The 23,716-nt window shown below is 71.7% G+C and carries 20 protein-coding genes; 17 read left to right on the forward strand and 3 right to left on the reverse strand.

Annotated elements, in window-relative coordinates:
- Positions 1-668: 668 nt before the first annotated feature.
- The 3 genes from FM076_RS20810 to FM076_RS20820 form a co-directional block, all read right to left on the reverse strand.
- Positions 669-1,451 (reverse strand): Clp protease N-terminal domain-containing protein, encoded by a 783-nt coding sequence (locus FM076_RS20810; RefSeq protein WP_173872482.1) that lies wholly within the window; start codon positions 1,449-1,451, stop codon positions 669-671.
- 81 nt (positions 1,452-1,532) lie between these two features.
- Positions 1,533-2,876: a polysialyltransferase family glycosyltransferase gene (locus FM076_RS20815; RefSeq protein ID WP_173872483.1), complete on the reverse strand. Its 1,344-nt coding sequence runs from the start codon at positions 2,874-2,876 to the stop codon at positions 1,533-1,535.
- On the reverse strand, positions 2,876-3,898 hold the full coding sequence (locus FM076_RS20820; protein WP_173872484.1) for a glycosyltransferase: 1,023 nt from the start codon (positions 3,896-3,898) through the stop codon (positions 2,876-2,878). The genes FM076_RS20815 and FM076_RS20820 overlap by 1 nt, the downstream gene beginning before the upstream one ends.
- Positions 3,899-4,187: 289 nt before the next feature.
- Here FM076_RS20820 and FM076_RS20825 point away from each other — a divergent pair, with 289 nt between their 5' ends.
- The 17 genes from FM076_RS20825 to FM076_RS20905 all read left to right on the forward strand — a co-directional run bounded on the left by FM076_RS20825 (position 4,188) and on the right by FM076_RS20905 (position 23,615).
- The gene (locus FM076_RS20825; RefSeq protein ID WP_345945129.1) at positions 4,188-5,729 is read left to right on the forward strand and encodes a DUF6716 putative glycosyltransferase; all 1,542 of its coding nucleotides are present in this window, start codon (positions 4,188-4,190) and stop codon (positions 5,727-5,729) included.
- Positions 5,730-6,046: 317 nt separating this feature from the next.
- Positions 6,047-7,375: an acylneuraminate cytidylyltransferase gene (locus tag FM076_RS20830; RefSeq protein ID WP_173872485.1), complete on the forward strand. Its 1,329-nt coding sequence runs from the start codon at positions 6,047-6,049 to the stop codon at positions 7,373-7,375.
- A gap of 178 nt (positions 7,376-7,553) precedes the next feature.
- Entirely contained in the window at positions 7,554-8,492 is a 939-nt protein-coding gene (locus tag FM076_RS20835; RefSeq protein WP_428814952.1) for an N-acetylneuraminate synthase family protein, read from the forward strand.
- Between the two features lie 41 nt (positions 8,493-8,533).
- Positions 8,534-9,721, forward strand: coding sequence for a hypothetical protein (locus tag FM076_RS20840; RefSeq protein WP_243274587.1), 1,188 nt, complete (start codon positions 8,534-8,536; stop codon positions 9,719-9,721).
- A 190-nt stretch (positions 9,722-9,911) separates the two neighbouring features.
- Positions 9,912-11,204, forward strand: coding sequence for an amidohydrolase (locus tag FM076_RS20845; protein WP_173872487.1), 1,293 nt, complete (start codon positions 9,912-9,914; stop codon positions 11,202-11,204).
- Positions 11,205-11,506: 302 nt separating this feature from the next.
- Entirely contained in the window at positions 11,507-12,541 is a 1,035-nt protein-coding gene (locus FM076_RS20850) for a BMP family lipoprotein (protein ID WP_173872488.1), read from the forward strand.
- 147 nt (positions 12,542-12,688) lie between these two features.
- Positions 12,689-14,407 (forward strand): ATP-binding cassette domain-containing protein, encoded by a 1,719-nt coding sequence (locus FM076_RS20855; protein ID WP_173872489.1) that lies wholly within the window; start codon positions 12,689-12,691, stop codon positions 14,405-14,407.
- Positions 14,404-15,540 (forward strand): ABC transporter permease, encoded by a 1,137-nt coding sequence (locus tag FM076_RS20860; protein WP_173872490.1) that lies wholly within the window; start codon positions 14,404-14,406, stop codon positions 15,538-15,540. Before FM076_RS20855 ends, FM076_RS20860 begins: the two co-directional genes overlap by 4 nt.
- Positions 15,537-16,850 carry an ABC transporter permease gene (locus FM076_RS20865; RefSeq protein ID WP_173872491.1) on the forward strand — a complete coding sequence of 438 codons (1,314 nt, stop codon included), beginning with the start codon at positions 15,537-15,539 and terminating at the stop codon, positions 16,848-16,850. Before FM076_RS20860 ends, FM076_RS20865 begins: the two co-directional genes overlap by 4 nt.
- A gap of 95 nt (positions 16,851-16,945) precedes the next feature.
- Entirely contained in the window at positions 16,946-17,329 is a 384-nt protein-coding gene (locus FM076_RS20870) for a cytidine deaminase (RefSeq protein WP_345945440.1), read from the forward strand.
- Between the two features lie 46 nt (positions 17,330-17,375).
- Positions 17,376-18,650: a thymidine phosphorylase gene (locus FM076_RS20875; RefSeq protein ID WP_173872493.1), complete on the forward strand. Its 1,275-nt coding sequence runs from the start codon at positions 17,376-17,378 to the stop codon at positions 18,648-18,650.
- 1,014 nt (positions 18,651-19,664) lie between these two features.
- Complete coding sequence (locus tag FM076_RS20880; RefSeq protein ID WP_173872494.1) at positions 19,665-19,910, forward strand: hypothetical protein; 246 nt, start codon at positions 19,665-19,667, stop codon at positions 19,908-19,910.
- Entirely contained in the window at positions 19,879-20,403 is a 525-nt protein-coding gene (locus tag FM076_RS20885; protein WP_173872495.1) for a DUF6879 family protein, read from the forward strand. The genes FM076_RS20880 and FM076_RS20885 overlap by 32 nt, the downstream gene beginning before the upstream one ends.
- Positions 20,404-20,429: 26 nt before the next feature.
- Positions 20,430-21,278, forward strand: a complete 849-nt coding sequence (locus FM076_RS20890) for a helix-turn-helix domain-containing protein (RefSeq protein ID WP_173872496.1) — start codon at positions 20,430-20,432, stop codon at positions 21,276-21,278.
- A gap of 309 nt (positions 21,279-21,587) precedes the next feature.
- A complete protein-coding gene (locus FM076_RS20895; protein WP_173872497.1) occupies positions 21,588-21,788 on the forward strand; it encodes a hypothetical protein in 201 nt (66 codons plus the stop codon).
- Positions 21,789-22,354: 566 nt separating this feature from the next.
- Positions 22,355-22,861, forward strand: a complete 507-nt coding sequence (locus FM076_RS20900; RefSeq protein WP_173872498.1) for a hypothetical protein — start codon at positions 22,355-22,357, stop codon at positions 22,859-22,861.
- A 91-nt stretch (positions 22,862-22,952) separates the two neighbouring features.
- Complete coding sequence (locus FM076_RS20905) at positions 22,953-23,615, forward strand: class I SAM-dependent DNA methyltransferase (RefSeq protein WP_173872499.1); 663 nt, start codon at positions 22,953-22,955, stop codon at positions 23,613-23,615.
- Positions 23,616-23,716: the final 101 nt, after the last annotated feature.

Raw genomic sequence — 23,716 nt, forward strand, 5'->3', positions numbered from 1 at the left:
CGCCGGCGGCTGCTTCGGCGGCCCCGCCGGCGCCTTCGCCGGGGCCTCGGAGATCCGCACCAGCGGTCCGTCGGCTCCGGTGTCCTTCGCCTGGCAGCCTGCCAGGACTCCTGTGGCCAGCACCGCGGCCGTCGCTGCGGCGAGACCGCGGCAGGCCGCTGCTCCCCTGCTGTGCATCCCCATCCCCCCGGCGGTTCGACGGATGTACGGGTCCATGACTGCCCAGCGCGCCGCCCTCGCGAACCTGTCACGGGCCGGGGATGCCGCGGGGAGGGACCCGCTGCCCGGAAAGTGCGCCCATGTCACGGCCCTCCGCCTCCGCCCCTCGGCTTGTCCGGGTCCGGGCTGCTGATCGCGCTGGTCCACGGCCCTGAGACGCCGCGCTCCTGGGACCCCGCCGAGCCGCTGGGCGGACCGCCCGGCCCGCCCAGCGGCTCGTCCGGCCGGACGGCACCGCCGGTTCCTGCGAGCCGTCCGCCGTCGGCGCCTTGGCGGTCCGGCCACCTGGCCACCTGGCCACTTGGCCACTTGGCCACTTGGCCACTTGGCCATTTGGCCATCTGGCCACCTGGCCGTCCCTCCGTCTGGCTGCGTGGCCGTGTGGCCGTGTGGCCGTGTGGCCGCCTGGGGCCGTCTTGGCGCCTCGCCGCCCAGGGGTCCGAGTTGCCTCAGGTGTCCGAGGCGTCCTCGGTGTTCTCGGTGTCCGAGGCGCCCTCGGCGTCCGCTGCGGCGGACAGCGCCTCGCGGATGTGTGCCTCGGACGTGGCCTTGTCGATGCCCAGTCCGTCCAGGACACCCGGTGCGCCCTGCAGTTGCTCGTTCTCCAGCAGCGCGAGCAGCAGGTGCTCGGTGTCGACGTGGTCGTGGCCCAGCCGCAGGGCCTCGCGGAAGGAGAGTTCGAGCGCCTTCTTGCTGCCGGGGTCGAACGGGATGAGGGCGGGCATCTCGTCCGCCGCCGCGGGCAGGGTGGCCGCGGCGGCCTCGCGGACGGCCTCCAGGGTCACCCCCTGGGCGAGGAGCGCCCGTGCCGCGAGGGCGTCCGGCTCGGCCAGCAGGCCCAGCACCAGATGGGCGGGGCCGATCCGGGGGCTGCGCGCCGCGTGGGCCTCGTTCTGTGAGGCCACGACGACGTTGCGGGCCTGCTCGGTGAAGCGGCTGAACCCCTGTGAGGCGTCGAGGTCCGAGGGCTCGCCGGGGTCCTTGGCCACGAAGCGCTTCTGCGCCGCCTGCCGGGTGACGCCCATGCTCGTGCCGATCTGGGTCCAGGACGCGCCGGAGCGCCGTGCCTGGTCCACGAAGTGGCCGATCAGGTGGTCGGCGAGTTCTCCGAGGTGGTCGGCCACGACGACCGCGCCGCTCAGCTGGTCCAGGGCGTCGGTGTGGGTCTTCTTGATGGCCGCGATGAGGTCGTCGAGGCGTACCGGTTGTGTCATGGTGACGTGTTCTCCCATGGGGCAACCCTAGGTTGACGCTCGACTGGTGTCAACGCGTGGTTGACGCTTCCTGTCCCCGGGAGTGCCCGTTCCCCTCCCTCAGCCGAGTGCCGCCCGCTTCAGGGCACGGGCCCTGCGGGCCACACGGCGGACCGTGGGGTTGCGGGGCACGAACGCGAACTGGCGGGGCACGGCACCGGGGAGGGCGAGGGCGGTCAGCCGGCGGCGCTTGAAGTAGCGGCGGGTCGCGGGGGAGAGGTGGGCCGCCAGATAGCGTTCCGCCTCGTCGCGCAGCTCGGGCAGGACGCGCGGCTGCATGCAGAACCCGACGGTGCGCACCAGTCCCGCCAGGTCGGGGACGGTGCGCGGGGTCAGGCCGGTGCCCTCGTCGGTGCCGAGGTCGGGGAGCAGGGCGTCCACCAGGGTCACCGGGATGCGGTTGCTGTTCTGGTACGGCGTCACCTGCTCCAGCAGCAGCTCCGTGCCCGTACGCGCCGCCGGCAGCCCGTAGAAGGCGGAGGCGGTCAGCAGGGCCGTCGAGAAGCAGCCCACCACCAGCGCCGGGCGCATCCGCTCGTACAGGGCCTCGGCCAGCACCGGCGCGGACAGCACGGTGAGGGTGACACCCAGTTCGCCGGCCTCCTTCTCCAGCGCGCGCGAGTAGCGGGCCGGGGCCACCGGGTGCGGCTTGAAGACCACGTCGCGGTGGCCCCGCGCGGCGGCCCCGCGCAGCATCCGCAGGTGGAGGTCCTCCTCCTCGCCGGGAGTGAGGATCTCCAGCGCGGACAGGTACTGCCCCAGCAGCAGCGCCCCGCCCCGCGGCAGCTCGGTCACCGACGGCGGCACGTCCTCGGCCAGTTCGGCCAGCACCGCGCGGAAGGCCGCGGTGGGGACGATCTCGGACGGCACCGAGAACTCCGTGAGCAGCAGCGGCTCAAGGCCCGGGACCAGGTCCAGGTGGAGCAGGCGGCGCACCCGCGAACCCACCAGCGGGTCCAGCTTGTTGCGGGTGGGGCCGTAGCTCATCAGCCCGTCCGCGTACACCTCGACCGGCGCGTCCGGGAACAGCCGCGCCACCGCCAGCGCGGGCTCCACCTGGATCGACTCCAGGACGAGCGTCACCTCGTCCTCCAGGCCGTCGCCCAGGTTCCACAGCGTCCGCAGATACCGCTCCCACAGCGGCGCGTCGTCCGGCCGGGGCGACCAGCCGCCGGGGTGGAAGGGGCGGATCGTCTCGTTCCACGACAGCACCCGGTCGAAGCGTCCGCGCAGCCGCTCGAAACCCGGCATGACGTCGAGCGCGGGCGTCGTCTCCGGGTTCGCGGCGTTGTTGCTGACCAGCAGCAGCCGCTGGTCGGCGTCCTCGAAACGGCCGTCGTCCAGGGCGGCGGCCAGCGTCGCGGCGCCGTACAGGGTCGAGGCGAAGAAGAGCTGTGTACGCATCAGGCGGCGGCCTCCGTCCGGTGCACGGCTGTCGCGGGGGGCTGCGCGGCCGCCTGGCCCACCGGCCGCCGGCGCAGCCGGCGCAGCCGGGAGGCCCGCTCGGTGTCCATCGAGTCCAGCGCCTGGTTCAGCGGGCCGGAGGGCAGCCGCTTGAGGGCCGCCGCGCTCATCGACCGCAGCTTGCGGGCCACGTGCGGCTCGAACCGGTCGCTGGTGAGGTGATGGGAGATGATCGCGCAGTAGCTGCGGACCGCCTTCGGCAGCAGGACCTCGGCGTCGCGGTCCCGCGCGGTCTCCTCGACCACCTGGTCGAAGGCGCGGATGAAGTCGAGCTGCCGCACGTCGCCGATCTGCGTCAGGGAGGAGGCCACCCCGCGCCGGTAGAAGACGCCCAGCAGGCCGACCGCGGCGAACGAGCCGGCCTCCCGGTGCAGCCGCCAGATCCACGGCCGGTCCTCGGCCGTGCGCAGCCCGTCGGTGAAGTGCAGCAGCCCCGCGTCCAGCAGCCGGCGGTGGTAGATCCCCGCCCAGGCGTAGGCGTAGTCCACGGAGGTGCTCCGCCCGGCGGGGAGGATCGCCTCCCGCGGATCGCCCACCACGCCGCGCCGGCCGTGCGGCACCCGCGCGAGCGTACGGGAGCGTGCCGTGCACTGTATGTGGTCGGTGCGGACGAAGTCGCAGCCCAGCCGCTCGATGCAGGCGACCAGCCGGGGGTAGTAGCCGGGCGCCAGCCAGTCGTCGCCGTCCAGGAAGGTGACGAACTCGCCGTTCGCCCGGTCCAGGCCCGTATTGCGCGCGGTCGCCAGACCGCCGTTGTCGGCGTGCCGTACACGCGTCACCCGCGCGACGGCCTTCAGATCGCTTTCGGCGCGTTCCAGAATCTCCGGCGTCTCGTCCTTCGAGGCGTCGTCGACCAGAATGAATTCGAAATCCTGGCGCGCGTTCGCCTTGAGACTCCGTAGCGTTTCTGCGGCGTATGACTGCACGTTGTAAAACGGCACGATGACGGAGAGCTTGACCACCCCAGGGACGGTAGGTGGTGTGCCCCGCCCCGTCTTGACCTGCTGCGAGCCGGGGGGTGAACGCCACGTGGCGGGATGGTGAACGGGGTGGCGGCGCGGGGGCGTTGGCCATTCGTCGGCGCGCTGTTAACCGTCTGTTGCCTTCACGTTGGGCCGCCTTGCGGAATCCCTTCCTAACGTCGGCGACGTGCAGTCTCCAGAAACTCCCACCCCCGCGCATTCCCCGGATTCCCCGCCTTCGGCCGCCCATTCACCGGAGAGGCACCGGTCCCCCGAGACCCCGGATCCGGTGACCGCGCCCGCTCCCGGCACGGCGCCGGGACCCCGGCGGGTCGCCGTGCTCGCGGACTCCGACACCCGGTGGAAGTGGGGCGTCCTCACCGCCCGCAGGCTGGCGCCGGACGCCGCCATCGACGGGCTGCTGCTGCGCGGCCGGGCCACCCCCACGCCGCGCCAGCTCGCCGAGGTCGGGGTGCGGGTGGACACCCTGCGCGAGGTGACCACCCCGGAGTTCCTGCGCGCCGCCACCGCACCCGGCGCCTACGACGTGCTGGTGCTCGCCTGCGTCGGCGGCGCCGTCCAGGCCATGATCCACGGCCTGCGCCGGGCCGTCACGGACGCGTCCGGCGCCGGACCCGCACGCCGCCCCGTGGTCGTCACCGGCTACGTCGGCGTCGTCTACGAGAAGCTCACCGACGGCCTGCTGCTGCGGCACGGCGCCGATGTCGTCCTCGCCAACTCCGCATACGACGCCGACCGCTTCCGCGCCGTCTACGCGGGCGTGGGCGCCGCCCCGGACAGCGTGGTCACCTGCGCGCTCCCGTTCCTGGAGGGGGCCGGGGCGGACGGTGACGGTGCGGATGATGACGGTGCGGATGATGCCGGGACGGGTGGTGCCGGTGCGGATGATGCCGGGGCGGTGGCCGGCGAGGTGGAGACCGCTGATGCCGAGGTCGCCGGTGCGGAGGCCGCTGATGGGGAGGGCGCCGGCGCGGAGGCCGGCGAGGGCGGGCGGTTCACCGTCGTCTTCGCCGTCCAGCCCTCCGTGCCCGCCGCACGCGCCGACCGCGCCTACCTCCTGCGCCGGGCCGTCTCCCACGCGCTGCGGCACCCCGAACGCGAGGTGCTGATCAAGCTGCGCAGCAGGCCCGGTGAGCACACCACCCACATCGAGGAACTGCCCTACCAGAAGCTCGTCCGCAAACTGACCGGATCCGGCGGTGCCGACGGCGGACTGCCGCCCAACTGCCGCCTCGTCTACGGGAACATGGGGCGGATCCTCGACCGGGTCGGGCGCACCGGCGGGCTGCTGGTGACGGTCAGCTCCACCGCCGCGCTCGAATCCCTGCACCGGTCCGTGCCCACCGCCGTCCTCACCGACCTCGGCGTCCGCGAGGCGTTGGGCAACCACTACTTCACCGGTTCCGGCTGCCTCGCCTCCTGGGACCAGCTCGACGACGGCCTGCTGCCCGAGGCCGACGAGACCTGGGCGCTGCGGCAGGGCGTGCGCGGCGGCACCGGGTTCGACGCCGCCCGGCGACGGGTCGCCGACCTCGCCGCCCGCTCCCTCTCGGCCGGACTGCCGCCGCTCGCCCCGTACTACACGGCGCGCACCGCCCCCGGTTACCTGCCCGGCATCCTGCGCCGCTACGGACTGCGACCGGACGGCTCCCTCTCGGCGAGCGCGGCCGGGGACGCGGTGGTGCCCGCGGGTCCGGGCACCACCGGGCGCGGACTGGTGCGCCGCGTCGTCCGCGAGGCGGCACGCGGCGCCTACCGGCACGGGGTCCAGCGGGTCGCCCCGCTCATCCGGAAAGCGGGCGAACTGTGACCCCGGGCGGTCGCGGGGCGACGGTCACGGGCGGTCGTGGCGCTGCGTCCTTGGCGTCCCTGGGGGCCTTGGCGTCCGTCGCGTCCCTCGCGTCCTCGGCGCCGTCGGTGGGAGGAGGCCCTGGGAGCCCGGGCGGTCGTGGCGCTGCGCGCCCGGTCCCCTCTCCCGGTCACGCGGGCCCTCGCCCGGCACACCTCGCAGGCCCCGCGCACCCCGCAGACCTCACGGACTCCGCAGGCCCCACCGGACGTGCCGCGCCGGCGGCCGGCCGCTCCTCGTCCCTGCCTGATCCCCTGTCTCACCTTCCTGGAGCCAGCATGTCGCCAACCCCCGCCGTTCTCGCGGTGATACCCGCACGGGGCGGCTCGAAGGGCGTGGCCGCCAAGAACCTCGCGCCGGTCGGGGGCGTCCCGCTGGTCGCCCGCGCCGCCCGGGAGTGCCTGGCCGCGCGGAACGTGACCGACGTCGTCGTCTCCACCGACGACAGCGCCATCGCCGAGGCGGCCCGCTCGGCCGGTGCCGAGGTGGTCGAGCGCCCCGCCGACCTCGCGGGCGACCTGGCCAGCAGCGAGGCCGCCGTCCTGCACGCCATGGACGTCTACGAGAAGCGGCACAGCAGGCCGCTGCACACCGTGCTGCTCGTCCAGTGCACCAGCCCCTTCCTGGTGCGCGAGGACGTCGAACGCGTCGCGTCGGCCGTCATCGACGACGGTGCGGACAGCGCCTTGACGGTGGCGCCCTTCCACGGGTTCGTCTGGCGCGACGGCGACGGCCACGGCGGCGGCGATGCTCACGGCGGCGATGGTCACGGCGGCGGCATGGGGGAGGGGGGCGGGAGCGGTCCGTACGGCGGCTCGCCGTCGGGCGAGGGCGCGTCCGGTGGGACGCGCGGCGCGCCGGTGGCGGAGCGGGGCAGCGCGTACGGCGTCAACCACGACCGCTCCGTCCGCCCCAGGCGCCAGGACCGGCCCGAGGACCTGCTGGAGACCGGCGCCGCCTACGCCATGGACGCCATCGGCTTCCGGGAGGCCGGGCACCGGTTCTTCGGGCGGACCGCCGTGGTGCGGACCGACCCGGCGCGCGTCCTGGAGATCGACGACCCGCACGACCTCGCCCGCGCCCGCGCCCTGGCGCCCCTGCTGGACGCGCGCCGCGACGGGCCCGGCGCCCTGCCCACCCGCGAGGACGTGGACGCGGTCGTCCTGGACTTCGACGGCACCCAGACCGACGACCGGGTGTACGTCGACTCCGAGGGGAGGGAGACCGTCGCCGTGCACCGCGGGGACGGCCTCGGCATCGCCGCGCTGCGCCGCGCGGGACTGGAGGTGCTGATCCTCTCCACGGAGACCAACCCGGTCGTGGCCGCCCGCGCCGCCAAGCTGCGGCTGCCGGTGCTGCACGGCATCGACCGGAAGGACCTCGCACTCAAGCAGTGGTGCGAGGAGCGCGGCATCGCCCCCGAGCGGGTGCTGTACGCGGGCAACGACGCCAACGACCTGCCGTGCTTCGCCCTTGCGGGCTGGCCCGTCGCCGTCGCCGACGCCCACGACGTGGTGCGGGCCGCCGCCCGTGCCGTCACGACGCGGGGCGGCGGCGCGGGGGCCGTCCGCGAGATCGCGGGGTGGCTGGTGGGGCCGGAGTTGTGAGGGCGGGCTTCAGGGCTTTTGTGGGCCCACCCACAAAGGAACCCGCCCGAACCCGACGCCCCCACCCGCCGCCTCCTGACCTGCGAAAACCCTACCCGACCAGCCCGTCACCCACCCCCGCCGGCCACCCCGACCCCTTTGCCGGCACCCACGGATCAAACCCCCGGAAGTGATGAACATGAGCAGCAACAGCCCCCGCACCCGCGCCCTCGGCACCAAGACCGTCGGGCCGGGCCACCCCGTCTACGTCACCGGCGAGATCGGCATCAACCACAACGGTGACCTCGACAACGCGTTCGCCCTCATCGACGCCGCCGCCGAGGCCGGCTGCGACGCCGTGAAGTTCCAGAAGCGCACCCCCGAGATCTGCACCCCGCGCGACCAGTGGGACCTGGAGCGGGACACCCCGTGGGGCCGCATGACTTACATCGACTACCGGCACCGTGTCGAGTTCGGCGAGGAGGAGTACCGCGCCATCAGCGAGCACTGCGCCGAGCGCGGCATCGCCTGGTTCGCCTCCCCCTGGGACGAGGAGGCCGTCGCCTTCCTGGAGAAGTTCGACGTGCCCGCCCACAAGGTGGCCTCCGCCTCGCTGACCGACGACGACCTGCTGCGTGCCCTGCGCGCCACCGGCCGCACCGTCATCCTCTCCACCGGCATGTCCACCCCCAAGCAGATCCGGCACGCGGTGGAGGTGCTGGGCAGCGAGAACATCGTGCTCTGCCACGCCACTTCCACCTACCCGGCGAAGGCGGAGGAGCTGAACCTGCGGGTCATCAACACCCTGCAGGAGGAGTACCCGAACGTCCCGATCGGCTACAGCGGCCACGAGACGGGGCTTCAGACGACCCTGGCGGCCGTCGCCCTCGGTGCCGTCTTCGTGGAGCGGCACATCACCCTGGACCGCGCCATGTGGGGTTCGGACCAGGCGGCCTCCGTCGAACCGCAGGGGCTGACGCGCCTGGTGCGGGACATCCGCACCATCGAGGAGTCCCTCGGCGACGGCGTGAAGAAGGTCTACGACAGCGAGCTGGCGCCCATGCGCAAGCTGCGCCGGGTCAAGGGCGTCGTCGCCGAGGAGACGGAGGAGGGGACCCGCGAGCCGGCTGCGGTCTGACCGGCCCCGGGTCCTCTCAGCGGAACGGAGCGTGTGCGCAGATGTCCCGTAACCGCTCCGACGACGGAGCCCCCGCGGTCCGCTCCGACGACGGAGCCCCCGCGGTCCGGCCGGTGAGCGGCGCCGCGAACGGCCCCGGGGAAGGAGCCGCCCCGGGGCCGCTGGACGGGGCTCTCGCGTTCGTCGAGAGCCCCGTCCAGCTCCTCAACGTCCTCGAGTGGGCGCACAACCATCCCGCGCCCGCCACGGCCTCGCCCCTCACTCTCGTCGTGCTGCCCCCGCACGACCCCATGACCCGCGGACAGTTGCGCCGCATGGCCGAGCTGGCCCGCGACGAGGGGATCACCGTGCGCTGGCAGGAGGCCCGTGACGGTGTGGCGGGGGCCGTGACCAGCCTGCTCTCCCTCGTCCGGCGGCTCCGCAGGGCGGGCACCCTGGTGATCGGTGACCCGTTCTCGCGGTATGTGCAGTTGCTGCTGGCGCTCACCCCGGCGCGTGCCGCGCGGCGGATCACCGTGGTGGACGACGGCACCGCGACCATGGAGTTCGTCGCCCAGCTGGCCCGCGGTGAGCGTTTTGTGCGCTGGCACCGGCGGGGTGTGCGGGGAGGGGTGCGGGGGATGCTGTTCGCGCCGGTCTCCCGCCGCGCGCGCCGCCGGCTGACCCCGCGTCCGGACGGCTCCCGCCCGGTGGAGGTCTTCAGCTCCATGCCGGTGGAGCCGCCCGAGAACGTCACGGTGACGGCCAACGAGTTCGCCTGGACCCGCAGCCGGTTCGGGCCGCCCCGGCTGACCAAGGGCGCCGACCTGGTGGGCACCTCTCTGGTGGAGACGGGCGTGGTGGACGTGGAGCGGTATCTGGAGGCCGTCGCCTCGCTGGCCCGCACCTACGGCGCCACCCGCTACTTCGCGCACCGCCGCGAAAGCGGGGAGAAGCTCGCCCAGGTCAGTGCCGCCACCGGGCTGGAGATCGTCCGCCCGGACCTGCCCTTGGAACTGGTCGCGCGGCGCGGTCCCGTCGGCCGGACGATCCTCAGCTTCCCCTCCACCGTCGTCCACACCCTGCCGCTCGCCCTGGCGGGCACCGCCGTCACCGTCGCCGTCTGCGACGTGGACCCGGCCTGGCTGACCCGTACCGCCTCGCCCCGCGCGGAGGGCTTCCTCGCGGGGGTGACCGGTACGGCCCGCGGGGTGCGCCGGCTTCCTCCGGCCCCGCAGCGGGGCGTGTGACCGGTCGCCGTGCCGGGTACCCGGCACGGCGTCACCGGGGACCGGCGGCGGGACACGTGGGCAAGCGAAGAGCTATACCCAGCCGCAAGGGGACATAACCGCCGCACAGCCTAGTTTTTCTTCCCCTGTGAGGTTGAACTTTGGGGGATCATTGGTGAGTTGCGGTCGCGGTGGGCCTAGTCTTCGCACCATGAACGAACTCCTGTCCCCTGCAGCACCGGAGGTGGACGCACGCGGAGCCGCCGGCGTGCTGCCCGAGCTTCCCGGCCGTCTGACCGAACCCCTCCGGCGCGAGCTGATCGCCTTCCGCCGCGACATCCATATGCACCCGGAGCTGGGCAACCAGGAGTTCCGCACCACGACGGCCATCAAGACGCGGCTGGAGCATGCCGGGCTGCGGCCCCAGGTGCTCACGATGGGGACCGGCCTGATCTGCGACATCCTCCCGGGCGCCGGCGCCGGCGCCGGCGCCGAGGCGCGGGGCCGGGCCGAGGACGGCGCCCAGGAGAGCGCTCCGCTGCTGGCGCTGCGCGCCGACATCGACGCGCTGCCCATCCCGGACACCAAGGAGGTGCCCTACCGCTCGACGGTCCCCGGGCGGGCGCACGCCTGCGGGCACGACGTCCACACCACGGTCGTCCTCGGTGCCGGGCTGGTGCTGGCGGAGCTGGCCCGTGCGGGGGCGCTGCCGCGAGGGGTGCGGCTGCTGTTCCAGCCCGCCGAGGAGGTCCTGCCCGGTGGTGCCGCGGACGCGGTGGACTGCGGGGTGCTGGACGGTGTGGGCTCGATCCTGGCGGTGCACTGCGACCCGCGCGTGGACGCGGGCCGTATCGGGCTGCGCGCCGGGCCGATCACCTCGGCCTGCGACCGGCTGGAGGTGGTGCTCAGCGGCGCCGGCGGCCACACCGCGCGCCCGCACCTGACCACCGACCTGGTCACCGCCGCCGCCAAGCTGGTCACCGAGGCGCCCGCCCTGCTGGCCCGCCGGGTGGACGCCCGGTCGGGTCTCGCGCTGACCTGGGGCCGTATCGAGTCCGGGCACGCGCCCAATGTCATCCCGCAGCGCGCAGAGCTGTCCGGCACGCTGCGCTGCCTCGACCTGCCGACCTGGCGCGAGGCACCCGACCTGGTGCACGCCGCGATCGACGAGCTGGCCACGCTGCACCGCGCCAAGTGCGAGCTGACGTACGTGCGCGGGGTGCCGCCGGTGGTCAACGAGCCGTCCGCGACGGCGCTGCTGCGCGAGGCGATGACCGCGCGTGCCGGGGCCGCGGCCGTGGAGACGACGGAGCAGAGCCTGGGCGGCGAGGACTTCTCCTGGTACCTGGAGCACGTGCCGGGCGCGATGGCCCGGCTGGGCGTGCGCCCTCCGGGGGAGCGGCGCAGCCGCGACCTGCACCAGGGCGACTTCGATGCCGACGAGTCCGCGATCACCACGGGTGTGGAGCTGTTCACGGCCGCCGCTCTGCTGCACCGTTCCTGATCCGGAAAGCTCCCTTCCGAGAGGTTCCCCTCCGAGAGGCTCCCCCGGGGAGCTTCTTGCTTCGCGGGGGCTTGCGGGGGCTCCGCGAAGCCTCCGTCCCGAGGCCCGGAGGGCAAGCCTCCGGGCCCTCGGAGGGCCTTTTCGGGAAGGGATCGCCGAGGGGCGTTCGCGACGATCCGATAACGGCTGGTTCCCGTCTCCTTCTGCTGGAAATCTACGCGCGTTAATGTGTGGCCGTCTCAAGGACCGGAACCCAACCACGGTGCCGGAACCGGTGCTTCCACGACTCGAAGGGGACTCCGTTGCGTCGGGTAACAAAGCTGGCTGTCGCGGTCACCGCCACCGCGACTCTCGCACTGACGGCCACCGCGTGCGGTGAGAGCTCTACGGAGTCGGGCGGCGGCAAGAAGAACAAGGGCGTCGGGCTCGCCTTCGACGTCGGCGGGCGGGACGACCACTCGTTCAACGAGGCGGCCGCGCGCGGTACGGACAAGGCCGAGAAGGAACTCGGCGTCACGACCAAGGAGATGACCGCCGGCAACAACGAGACGGAGGAGACCCGCGAGCAGCGGCTCATCTCCCTCGCCAAGGCCGGCTACAACCCCGTCATCGGCGTCGGCTTCAACTACGGCAAGTCCGTCAACAAGGTGGCCAAGGACTTCCCCGACACCACCTTCGGCGTGGTCGACGAGCAGTCCCACGCCAAGAACGTGGTCGGGATGACGTTCGCCGAGAACGAGTCGTCCTACCTGGTGGGCGTGGCCGCGGCCAAGAAGACCAAGAGCAAGAAGGTCTCCTTCATCGGCGGTGTGGACAACGCGCTCATCCAGAAGTTCGAGGCGGGCTTCGTCAAGGGCGTCAAGGACACCGACCCCAAGGTCAAGGTGGAGGTCGACTACCTCTACAAGGAGTCCGACAAGGGCTTCAACGCCCCCGACCGCGCCAAGAACATGGCCAAGGGCATGCTCGCGCGCGGCAACGACGTCATCTACACCGCGGCCGGCCAGTCGGGCGCCGGTTCCATCGAAGAGGTCAGCAAGAAGAAGGGCGCCTGGGCCATCGGGGTCGACTCCGACCAGTACCGGCAGAAAGGCCTGCAGAAGTACAGGAACGCGATCCTGACCTCGTCCGTCAAGAACGTGGACGTCGCCGTCTACGAGCTGATCAAGAGCGTGAAGGACGGCAAGCCGCTCTCCGGCAACCAGACGTTCTCCCTCAAGGAGGACGGCGTCTCCGTCGCCACCTCGGGCGGTTTCATCGACGACGTCATGGACGACATCGACAAGGCCAAGGAGGACATCACCTCCGGCAAGGTGAAGGTCCCGGCCAAGCCCTGATCCTCCACGGGCGGCCCCGCCCGCCGCGCGCGCCCGCGCCGGCCGCCGGGGCCGCCGCCCCTTCGCACCCGTGCCGGTGAGGACCGCACCAGGCCCGCACCCTCCGGCCCACGGGAACCCAGCTCAACCAGGGAGCGCGTCAGTCAAGTGTCCAGCGAGTCCAGCGGCAGCAGCAGCGCGCCGCCCGGTGCGGGCCCGGGGCCCGGCGCTTCCGGGACGGCGGACGGCGGTAGCGGGGTCGGCGGCACGGCCGTCGAACTGCGCGGCATCACCAAGCGGTTCCCGGGCGTGGTCGCCAACCGGGACATCGACATCGCGGTGGGCCGCGGCACCGTGCACGCCCTCGTCGGCGAGAACGGGGCCGGCAAGTCCACCCTCATGAAGATCCTCTACGGTATGCAGCGGCCGGACGAGGGCGTCATCCGCATCGACGGCAAGGCGGTCACGCTGCACAGCCCCGCCGACGCCATCGCGCGCGGCATCGGCATGGTGCACCAGCACTTCATGCTCGCCGACAACCTCACCGTGCTGGAGAACACCGTCCTGGGCGCGGAGAAGCTCCACGGCATCGGCTCCCGGGCCCGTAAGAAGATCAAGGAGCTGTCGGACGCCTACCAGCTCGGGATACGCCCCGACGCCCTCGTCGAGGAGCTGGGCGTGGCCGACCGGCAGCGGGTGGAGATCCTCAAGGCCCTCTACCGCGGCGCCCGCACCCTCATCCTCGACGAGCCGACCGCCGTGCTCGTCCCGCAGGAGGTCGAGGCGCTCTTCGCCAACCTGCGCGAGCTGAAGTCCGAGGGGCTGACCGTCCTGTTCATCTCCCACAAGCTGGGCGAGGTGCTCTCCGTCGCGGACGCGATCACCGTGATCCGGCGCGGTACGACCGTGGCCTCCGTCGCCCCCGAGGAGACGACGCCCAAGCAGCTGGCCGAGCTGATGGTCGGCAGCGAACTGCCGTCCGCCGAGACGCGCGAGTCCACCGTCACCGACATCCCGATGCTGCGCGTGGAGGGGCTGCGCCTGTCGGCCACCGGCTCCGACGGGGTGGCCCGCACCGTGCTGGACGACATCTCCTTCACCATCCACAAGGGCGAGGTGCTCGGTGTCGCCGGCGTGGAGGGCAACGGGCAGGCCGAACTGGTCGAGGCCATCATGGGCATGAGCGACCCGGACGGCGGCACCCTCACCCTCGACGGCCAGGACATCTCCCACGCGCCCACCCGTGTCCGGCGGGAGAGCGGCATCGGCTACATCCCCGAGGACCGGCACCGGCACGGGCTGCTGCTGGAGGCCCCGCTGTGGGAGAACCGCATCCTGGGGCACGTCACCGAGAAGCCCAACACCAAGGGGCCGGCCCTCGGCATCCCCGGCGCGCCCCAGCTGCTCGCCCTGGGGGAGGCGCGGGCGGATGCCGGGCGCATCGTCGCGGAGTACGACGTGCGCACCCCCGGCATCGAGGTCACCGCCGCCAGCCTGTCCGGCGGCAACCAGCAGAAGTTCATCGTCGGCCGCGAGATGAGCCACCACCCCAAGCTGCTGATCGCGGCCCACCCCACCCGGGGTGTGGACGTCGGCGCGCAGGCGCAGATCTGGGACCAGATACGCACCGCCCGCCGCGAGGGCCTGGCCGTGCTGCTGATCTCCGCCGACCTGGACGAGCTGATCGGGCTCTCCGACACGCTGCGGGTGATGTACCGGGGGCGTCTGGTCGCGGACGCCGACCCGGCGCACGTCACCCCTCAGGAGCTGGGCTCGGCGATGACCGGTGCGGCCACCGGCCACCTGGACCACCAGGAGGACGGGACGGCATCCGGCGGCGACGACGGGCCGAGGCACCAGGACGACGGGACGGGGGGCGACAAGTGAGCCGTCTGAAGAACAGGTTCGGCGTCCAGGCCGTCCTCCAGGCGCTGGCCGCGCCCGCGCTCGCGCTGCTCGCGGCGTTCCTCCTCTCCTCCCTGGTCATCATGGTGACCGGCAAGGATCCCTTCCACGCCTTCTTCGTGATGGTCGACTTCGGCTCGAAGAGCGACAGCCAGGTGTGGATCATCAACAAGGCGATCCCGTACTACCTCTCGGCGGCGGCCGTGGCCATCGGCTTCCGCATGAACCTCTTCAACATCGGCGTGGACGGCCAGTACCGCGTGGCCGCGTTCTTCGCCGCCGTCGTCGGCGGGGCGGTCACGCTGCCCGGCGTGCTCCAGATCCCGCTGATCATCCTGGTCGCGATGGCGGTCGGCGCGCTGTGGGCGGGCATCGCGGGCGTGCTGAAGACCACCCGCGGCGTCAGCGAGGTCATCACCACGATCATGCTGAACTCCATCGCGGGTTCGCTGATCGGCTACTTCCTCGCCGAGGACAAGCTCGCCGTCAAGGACGGCAACCTCTTCCACACGCCCACCATCCCCGACTCCGGCCACTTCTTCCTCATCCCCACCGACCCGGATCCGGTCTACGGCACGGTGGTCGTCGCCGCCGTCGTCGGCCTGGCCTACTGGTTCGTCCTCGGCCGCACCCGCTTCGGCTTCGACCTGCGCGCGGTGGGACGCAGCGAGTCCGCGGCCTCGGCCAGCGGCGTCAGCGTCCGCCGGATGGTCGTCACCAGCATGCTGCTGTCGGGCGCCGTCGCCGGACTGGTCGGCATCCCGACCCTGCTGAACAAGTCCTTCAGCTACGGCACCGACTTCCCCACCGGCGTCGGATTCACCGGCATCGCCATCGCCCTGCTGGGCCGCAACCACCCCGTCGGCATGGCCCTCGCCGCCCTGCTGTGGGGCTTCTTGGAGCGGACCGGCATCCAGCTGGAGTTCGAGGGCTACGCACAGGAGATCGTCGGCGTCATGCAGGGGATCATCGTGCTGTGCGTCGTCATCGCGTACGAGATCGTCCGCCGCATCGTGCTGCGCCGGCAGCAGCGTGAGGTCGGCGCGGAGCTGAGCGCCCGGGCCGGCGCCGGCGCCGAGGACGGCACCGAGCAGAAGGCGGGGGCCACCGCATGAGCACCACCTCCACGTCGCCCGCGCCGAAGAAGGCGTCCGCCACCGCGTCCGCCGCCACCGGCGGCCGGCGCCGGCTCTCCTACCCCGTCGTCCTGCTGCTGATCGCCGGCGGCCTGCTGCTGCTCTCCCTCGTCCGCGTCGTGACCGGTGACGAACAGCTCAGCAACAGCGACCAGTTCTCCTCCGCGATCAGCGCCGCCGTCCCCATCGGCCTGGCCGGCCTCGGCGGACTGTGGGCCGAACGCGCGGGCGTCATCAACATCGGCCTCGAAGGCATGATGATGCTCGGCACCTTCGCCGCCGGCTGGATCGGCTGGCAGCACGGCCCGTGGGCCGCTGTCCTGGCCGGCATCGTCGGCGGCGCGCTGGGCGGACTGGTGCACGCGCTGGCGACCGTCACCTTCGGCGTCGACCACATCGTCTCCGGTGTCGCCATCAACATCCTCGCCCTCGGCCTGGTCCGCTACCTGGCCAAGCTGTGGTTCGGCGCACCCGGCAGCGACGCGGCCCGCGCGGGCGGCAACGACAAGCAGTCGCCGCCCATGGACGACATGCCGACCTTCACCGTCCCCGGCCTCGCCGACGGCCTCGGCAGCATCGAGAAGCACCACTGGTTCCTCGTCTCCGACCTCGCGGGCATCCTGCGCGCCCTCGTCGACGAGGTGTCGTGGGTGACCGTGCTGACCGTCGTCCTGTTCGCCGGCACCTTCTTCGTCCTGTGGCGCTCCTCGTTCGGGCTGCGGCTGCGCTCCTGCGGCGAGAACCCGGTCGCCGCCGAGTCGCTGGGCGTCAACGTCTACACCTACAAGTACGCGGCCCTGCTCGTCTCCGGCGCCCTGGCCGGGCTCGGCGGCGCCTTCCTCGCCATCGGCGTGCACTTCTACCAGGAGAACCAGACCGGCGGCCGCGGCTACATCGGCCTCGCCACCATGATCTTCGGCAACTGGCGCCCCGGCGGCGTCGCCATGGGCGCCGGACTCTTCGGCTTCATGGACGCCCTGCGCGTCGTCGGCGGCGGCACCACCGTGCACGCCATGCTGCTGCTCATGGCCGTCCTGCTGGTCGTCCTCGCCGTCTGGAAGCTGCGCGCGGGCCTGCGCGGCGCCCGCGGGGCCCGTGTCCAGGCCGCCGTCGCCCTCGTTATCGCCGTGCTGCTCGTGCTGTGGTACGCGCTGACCGACACCGTGGCGCTGGAGTTCGTGGAGATGACGCCGTACGTCACCACGCTCCTCGTCCTCTCCCTGGCCGCCCAGCGGCTCCGCGCGCCACGCGCGGTCGGCAGGTCCTACCGCCGAGGCGAGGGAAGCTGAGCGTGACCGCGGACAAGAACGAGAACGAGACCAAGACCGGGACCGAGGTCGGGACCGAGACCGAGGCCGGGACCGGGGCCGGGACCGAGACCGGGATCGACTGGGCGGCGCTGCGGGAACGGGCCCGCAAGGCCATGTCCCTGGCCTACGCCCCCTACTCCGGGTTCCCCGTCGGCGCCGCCGCACTGGTGGACGACGGGCGCACCGTGACCGGCTGCAACGTCGAGAACGCCTCCTACGGCGTCGGCCTGTGCGCCGAATGCGGCCTGGTCAGCGACCTGTTCGCCACCGGCGGCGGCCGGCTGGTCGCCTTCACCTGCGTGGGCGGCGACGGCGGCGTCGTCGCCCCCTGCGGGCGCTGCCGCCAACTGCTGTGGGAACACGGTGGAGGGGACCTCCTGGTGGAGGCCCCCTCCGGGGTGCGCCCGCTGGCGGACCTGCTGGCGGACGCGTTCGGCCCGCAGCAGCTGCCACGCTGAGGGCACCGGCACCGCCGGGCACATCGAGAGGAACAGGTGCACGTCCATGGACGCAATCTCCGTCATCCGCGCCAAGCGCGACGGCGCGGCGCTGACCGACGCACAGATCGACTGGATCATCGACGCCTACACCCGCGGCGTCGTCGCCGACGAACAGATGTCGGCCCTCGCCATGGCCGTCTACCTCAACGGCATGACCCGCGCGGAGCTCTCCCGCTGGACGGCCGCCATGATCGCCTCCGGCGAGCGCATGGACTTCGGCGCGCTCGACCGCCCCACGGCCGACAAGCACTCGACGGGCGGCGTCGGTGACAAGATCACCCTGCCCCTGGCCCCGCTGGTCGCCGCCTGCGGTGCCGCCGTCCCCCAGCTGTCCGGCCGCGGCCTCGGCCACACCGGCGGCACGCTCGACAAGCTGGAGTCCATTCCCGGCTGGCGCGCCTCGCTGACCAACCCGGAGATGATGAACGTCCTGGGCGATGTCGGCTCGGTCATCTGCGCGGCGGGCGAGGGCCTGGCCCCGGCCGACAAGCGGCTCTACGCGCTCCGGGACGTCACCGGCACCGTGGAGTCGCTGCCCCTGATCGCCTCCTCCATCATGTCCAAGAAGATCGCCGAGGGGACGGGAGCCCTCGTCCTCGACGTCAAGGCGGGCTCCGGCGCCTTCATGAAGAACGTGGACGACGCGCGCGAACTCGCCGCCACCATGGTCGAACTGGGCACCGACCACGGCGTGCGGACGGTCGCCCTCCTCACCGACATGAACACCCCGCTGGGCCGCACCGCGGGCAACGCCCTCGAAGTCCGCGAGTCACTGGAGGTCCTGGCCGGCGGCGGCCCCGCCGACGTCGTCGAACTGACCCTCGCCCTGGCCCGCGAGATGCTCGACGCCGCCGGCCTGGTGGACGCCGACCCCGCCAAGGCCCTGGCCGACGGCTCCGCCATGGACGTGTGGCGCCGCATGATCGCCGCCCAGGGCGGCGACCCCGACGCGGACCTGCCGAGGGCCAGGGAGCGCCACGTGGTCACGGCACCCGTCTCCGGCGTCCTGACCCGCCTGGACGCCTACGCCGTCGGCCTCGCCGCCTGGCGCCTCGGCGCGGGCCGCGCCCGCAAGGAGGACCCCGTCCAGGCGGGCGCCGGCGTCGAACTCCACGCCCGCCCAGGCGACCACCTCACCGCGGGCACCCCCCTGCTGACCCTCCACACGGACACCCCGGAAACCTTCCCCTACGCGGAAGCGGCCCTGGAGGGCGCCTACGACATCGGCGCCTCGACCACATACGAGCCGACACCGCTGATCCTGGACCGGATCGGGTAGGACGCTGACGGCGGGTGGGCTCGCTGCGGGACTACTGGCCGTCCAGGCAGTCGACACACGTGACGTGCCGCTGCCACACGTCCACCGCGCCGACGGCACCGCAGAGCAGCGTGCCGTCGCGCACCTTGTGCACGGTCATCACGTCGTCTCCGACCCGTGCCCGGCACCCAGTCGGACGCGCCTTGGAGTTTCCCCCGCATTGTGGCGAGCTCCAATGCTGTGGCCGCCGGAACCGTGTGGGGCTTGCCCCGGGACCGCGTGAGGGTGGTCATGCGCCGGGACGTCACCCTGGACGTGTCCAAGCACGCCCGGTTCACGCGGGACGCGGGACCAGGCGGCCATCAAGGCCACCCTGCGGGCGGCGCACGCGTTCCCGCATCCGGCCGCGATCCGGCGCGTCAGCTTGACGCAGTCGGCGTGAAGCCGGCGCGGGGGCGGGAGTTCACCCGCGGCAGCTGAGCCCACCGCGCGCTGATGGGCAGCGATCCGTGCTCCGTCGAGTCACCCACGAGCGCCGAGAAGATCGGACGAGCAGACACTGGACTAGCACGGTTCGGCAACCCCTGGGGAGTGACCCACGCCACAATCGCGCAGGCACCGAAGCCTGATAGCGGGCCGCTGCCTGTACGGGTTCAAAGGCCCGCCAAGGGCAGCGGCCCACGCATAGCGAGTCTCTGACCTGCGGAAACTGGCTTGGAATCACTAAACGAAAACGACCCTGACCTTGCTTTCGGCCTCGTCCCGCCAACCGGGCCCCACGTCGCTCACAGAGCGGCAGGGGGCCCTCGGCTTTCCGAATATCTTCGGATCGAAGGGAAACCTCCGGGCCGGCTGTGACCCGTTACCCCCCAAGCTCCCTTAGGAGAAGAAGCCTTGGCCCACCTTCGATCACAAGGCACATGAGACATAGGTAGCCACCGGCGGCATGACAATGCACGCCCGCTCTTGACGCGGTGGCAGTGGCGGGCAAGGCTCGTGCAACCAGACGCAACCGAGTAGGCAGGGGTCAAGGTCATGGCTCTACTGTTCTTCGGCAAGGACCCTCACACCAACGGAGACGACTGCCCCACGGTGTGGGTGGACGACGCCAGTGCGGACCTCGTACTCCAGGGTTGGAAAGCCGACGAGAAGACAGAGGCTGAATGCCTCACAGTCGGCCACATCCCGGAGACGGAGGCCGTGATCCGTATCCCGGCCCGCATGGTGCCGCAGATCAGGAAGGCTTGCGATGAAGCCGAACAGCGTTCCGCCGTTCACTGAGTTGGTAGCCGCCTGCCACCACTCCGCTGTTCACCTGGAGATGCGCGATGTGTACGGAGTCGCGTCTGAAGCGAATGACTTCGCGGAATGGCAGGCAACCGGCGAGATCGGCCCGGCCTCCGTGGAGAGGCGCCGCCCGTGGCTCGACCTGGTACGGGAGACCGTCGCGCGTGGCGTGGTCATGCGCCGGGCGCGCATCGTCTCCATGCCCGTGTCCGAGTACATCAGGTATGAGCACGCGGGCACCCACCTGAACGTGGAAGCTGGGGAGCAAGTCCGTTGGCTGCCGCGGAAGAAAGCGGCGACGCTCGCCCTTCCTGGCGCGGACCTGTGGCTCCTCGACGGTCGCCTGATCCGCTTCGGGCACTTCAGTGGAGATGGAGCGCTCACGGGCCATGAACTGAACGACGACCCCGCCGTAATCAAGATGTGCGCGGACGCCTTCGAGGCCGTCTGGGATCGTGCTGCCCCCCACCAGGAATTCACGGTCTGAATCTGCGTATCAACGTCCGCTGACTCATGCCCGACTACCAGTCATCAAGTGTCGAGACTGCCCGGAAGGCCGTGGCGGCCAAGCTGCGGGAGGTACGCCTAGACGCAGGACTGAAAGGGCATGAGCTAGCCGCTCGGTGCGACTGGCACAAGTCCAAGGTCTCCCGTATCGAGAACGCGCGCACACCACCGTCCGACGCCGACATTCGTGTCTGGTGTAAGGGATGTGAGGCAGAGGATCAGGCAGCCGATATCATCGCCGCGTCCCGCTCGGCGGACTCCATGTACATGGAGTGGAAGCGTCTTCAGCGCACCGGCCTGCGCCGCCTCCAAGAGTCCCGGGTCCCTCTCTACGAGCGCACCAAGCTCATGCGCGGCTACGCCTCCCACGTGATTCCCGGCCTGTTCCAAACCCCCGCGTACGCCACCGGGCTCATGTCGACCATCAGCCGGTTTCACGGCACGCCGAACGACACACCGGAGGCCGTGGCAGCCCGGATGGCACGGGCCAGGGTCCTGCACAAGGTCGGCCACCGCTTCACACTCCTGGTGGAGGAATCAGTCCTCCGATACCAGGTCGGGGACGCCGAAGCGATGGCGGGCCAACTGGGGCACCTGCTATCCGTCATGTCTCTCCCTGCGGTGTCCCTGGGTATCGTGCCGTTCAGCGCCCGCGAGCGGCATATGTGGACCTTGGAAGGGTTCAACATCTTCGATGACCAGCGGGTCCACGTCGAACTCCTTACAGCCCTGGTCACCTTGACCGCCCCCGGGGAGGTCGGCATGTATGTGAAGGCGTGGGCGGAGTTGCAAGAGATGGCCGTGTACGGCTCGGATGCCCGTGCGCTCGTCACAGAGGCCATCGCGGCACTCTGAAACTCGCGTGCAACAACGTAGAACTCGCTTGGGGGAGAAATCGGTAGCTCCCTAGCGTGAGGGACACCGAACGATTCGTGAGGGCGGTGTCCCGCATGGCGAACGATCTACCCTGCTCGACGGCACGCGGGGCTGTAACTCCCTTCGACTCGCACGTACTTCGGTGGGAGCCACAACGTCTGTGCCCCGGTACGGCACCCCAGCCGGCCGTTACCAACTGCTTGGCCAAGGAAGCGAGTTACGCCCCGTGGGCCATGCCGATGCGGGAACTTCTGGCGAGCGTTCACGCGGGTCTCAGGCAGGTGTCCAGTGGCCGTTCGTGACAAAGCCCCGCAGGGTCTCAGCAAGGCCGTACCGGCGCTGGAACCGGTCCCCGTGCCCGGCTGTTCGGTGTGTGAGTCCGCGCACGCGGACCGGGACCCCGCCCGTGCGGAGGGCCGCATCCTCACGGCGTTGAGCTGCAACGGTGTGATCGCGGGCCACCCCCACCAGATGGAGGGCGCGAAGTGACCTCACCGGCCCACCCTCACCACGACGGGCCGCCCGACGCCCCCGAGCAAGGGTCCCAGCCGTGACGTTCAAGACGAGGAAGGAGCCCTACGTGAGCAAGCCCCAGTACCTCCGCCGACCGCCCGGCAAGGCAATGGGCGGCAACCTCGCGCACAAGGACGACCGTGCGGGGGCGGCCCGGCGTGACCGCCTGACGGCCTGCTGGAGCGCTTCCGCCACCGTCTCGCCACCCCGCCCACGGCTCCCGGCGACGGCCAGGGCGGCCACCAGTGAAGCGCGCCTGCCAAGCCGTGGCCCGCTACACCGGAGTCCTGTTCATCGTGGCCGTCAGCGGCTCGAGCGGGTTAATCATCGGCCAAGCCGTCCAGGTCAGCCACTAGACCCCCGCCCCCGCCGACGACGTTGCCAACCGGTTCCCCCACTGCGGCACTCCGGCCGGAGGCGGGACACCAGCTCCCGCCCGTCCGTGCGTAAGGGACAGTGACGGGCGGGCGGGGAGCCGGGCCACCAGCCCGGCCCGGCAAGCGCACCACTCCACTCATCCGAAGAAGTGGAAGGACAGCACCATGACCGTGACCATCGAAACCCCGACTCCGACCCCGGCCCTGACGCGGACCCGTGACCCCCGGGTGATCCTCAACGCACTGGAGCCGCGCGTGCCCCACCTGGTCAGCTCCGTGGACGTGCCGAACCTGTGGGAGCGGAAGGTCCAACTTCTCCTCCGCGACAGCGTGGCCGTCCGCAGCCTGGCGGAACGCATCCTCGGCCAGGGCATCGCCTACCTGATCACCGCCATGGAGAACCCCGGCGTGGACATGGGCGTGGGCCAGACCGTGGACGTCGGAGTCCACCAGATCATCCTCGACACCCCGCTGTACTTCGCCTTCTGCGACGAGTACAACAAGGGCGCCTACAAGCACCACGCCCCCCTCATCGAACGTCGCCAGGACGGCACGGTCATGCGCACCGCCGACCTGATCCGCGCCAACGGATTCGAGGTGGACGAGGAACTGTGGGCCGTGGACGCCTCCGAGTGCTCCCCGTGTGACAACAAGGTGCCCGACAGCCACTGACCCGACAACCGAGCGGTGACGCCCCGTCCCGTCTTCCCCAGGGGGAGGACGGGACGGGGCACCGCCCGCGCCACCCGACCAAGGACCCCCCTTGCCCGTACCGCACAACATCGACCACGAACGCGAGCTGTGGGACGCCTTCGCCCGCAGCACAGCAAGCCAGGTGGAAGAGGCAGAGCCGTCATTCCGCTGGACCCAGTACGCGGACCACGGCCCCGGCCCCGAACTCCTCGGCGAACCCGCCACCGCCCTGGAGATCGGCTACGGCACCGGCCGGCATCTGGCCTACCTCGCCCAACAGGGTGTCAAGATGACGGGCGTTGATCTCTCACCCGTCGGCGTAGAGCAGACGAGACAGCGTTGGGGTCCCCTCGGCGTCCGCCTGTACTGCGCGGAAGTCCTGGACTTCCTGACCGACCACGCAGAGACGTACGACGCCGTTTACTCGATCTTCGGAGCCGCCTGGTTCACCGACCCGGCCAGACTGTTCCCCCTGGTCCGAAAGAGCCTCAACCCCGGCGGAGTCTTCGTCTTCACCCAGCCCCCAGCCATCCCCGGCGCCTACGGCCCCCAGGGCATGTACAAAGGCGGCTTCGCCGGTAAGGCCATGTTCACCTACCGGTACAGCTACACGCCCGGCACATGGCGGGCCAAGCTGCGGGACGCGGGTTTCGCGGGCGCCGTGGTCCGCGTGCTCGCCGCTCCCCAGCCGGACCACATCGGAACTCTGATCGCTACCGCAACGGCCCCGTGAGCACCCTTCACGACAGCGCCTGAAGTTCGCGAGCCGCCCCCGCTCCCCGTCCGTGCGCAGCCCCCGTGGCGTGCGGGCGGGGTCTTGCTTCGCCCCAGCAC

The sequence above is a fragment of the Streptomyces albus subsp. chlorinus genome (assembly GCF_013302895.1).
Taxonomy (GTDB): Bacteria; Actinomycetota; Actinomycetes; order Streptomycetales; family Streptomycetaceae; genus Streptomyces; species Streptomyces chlorinus.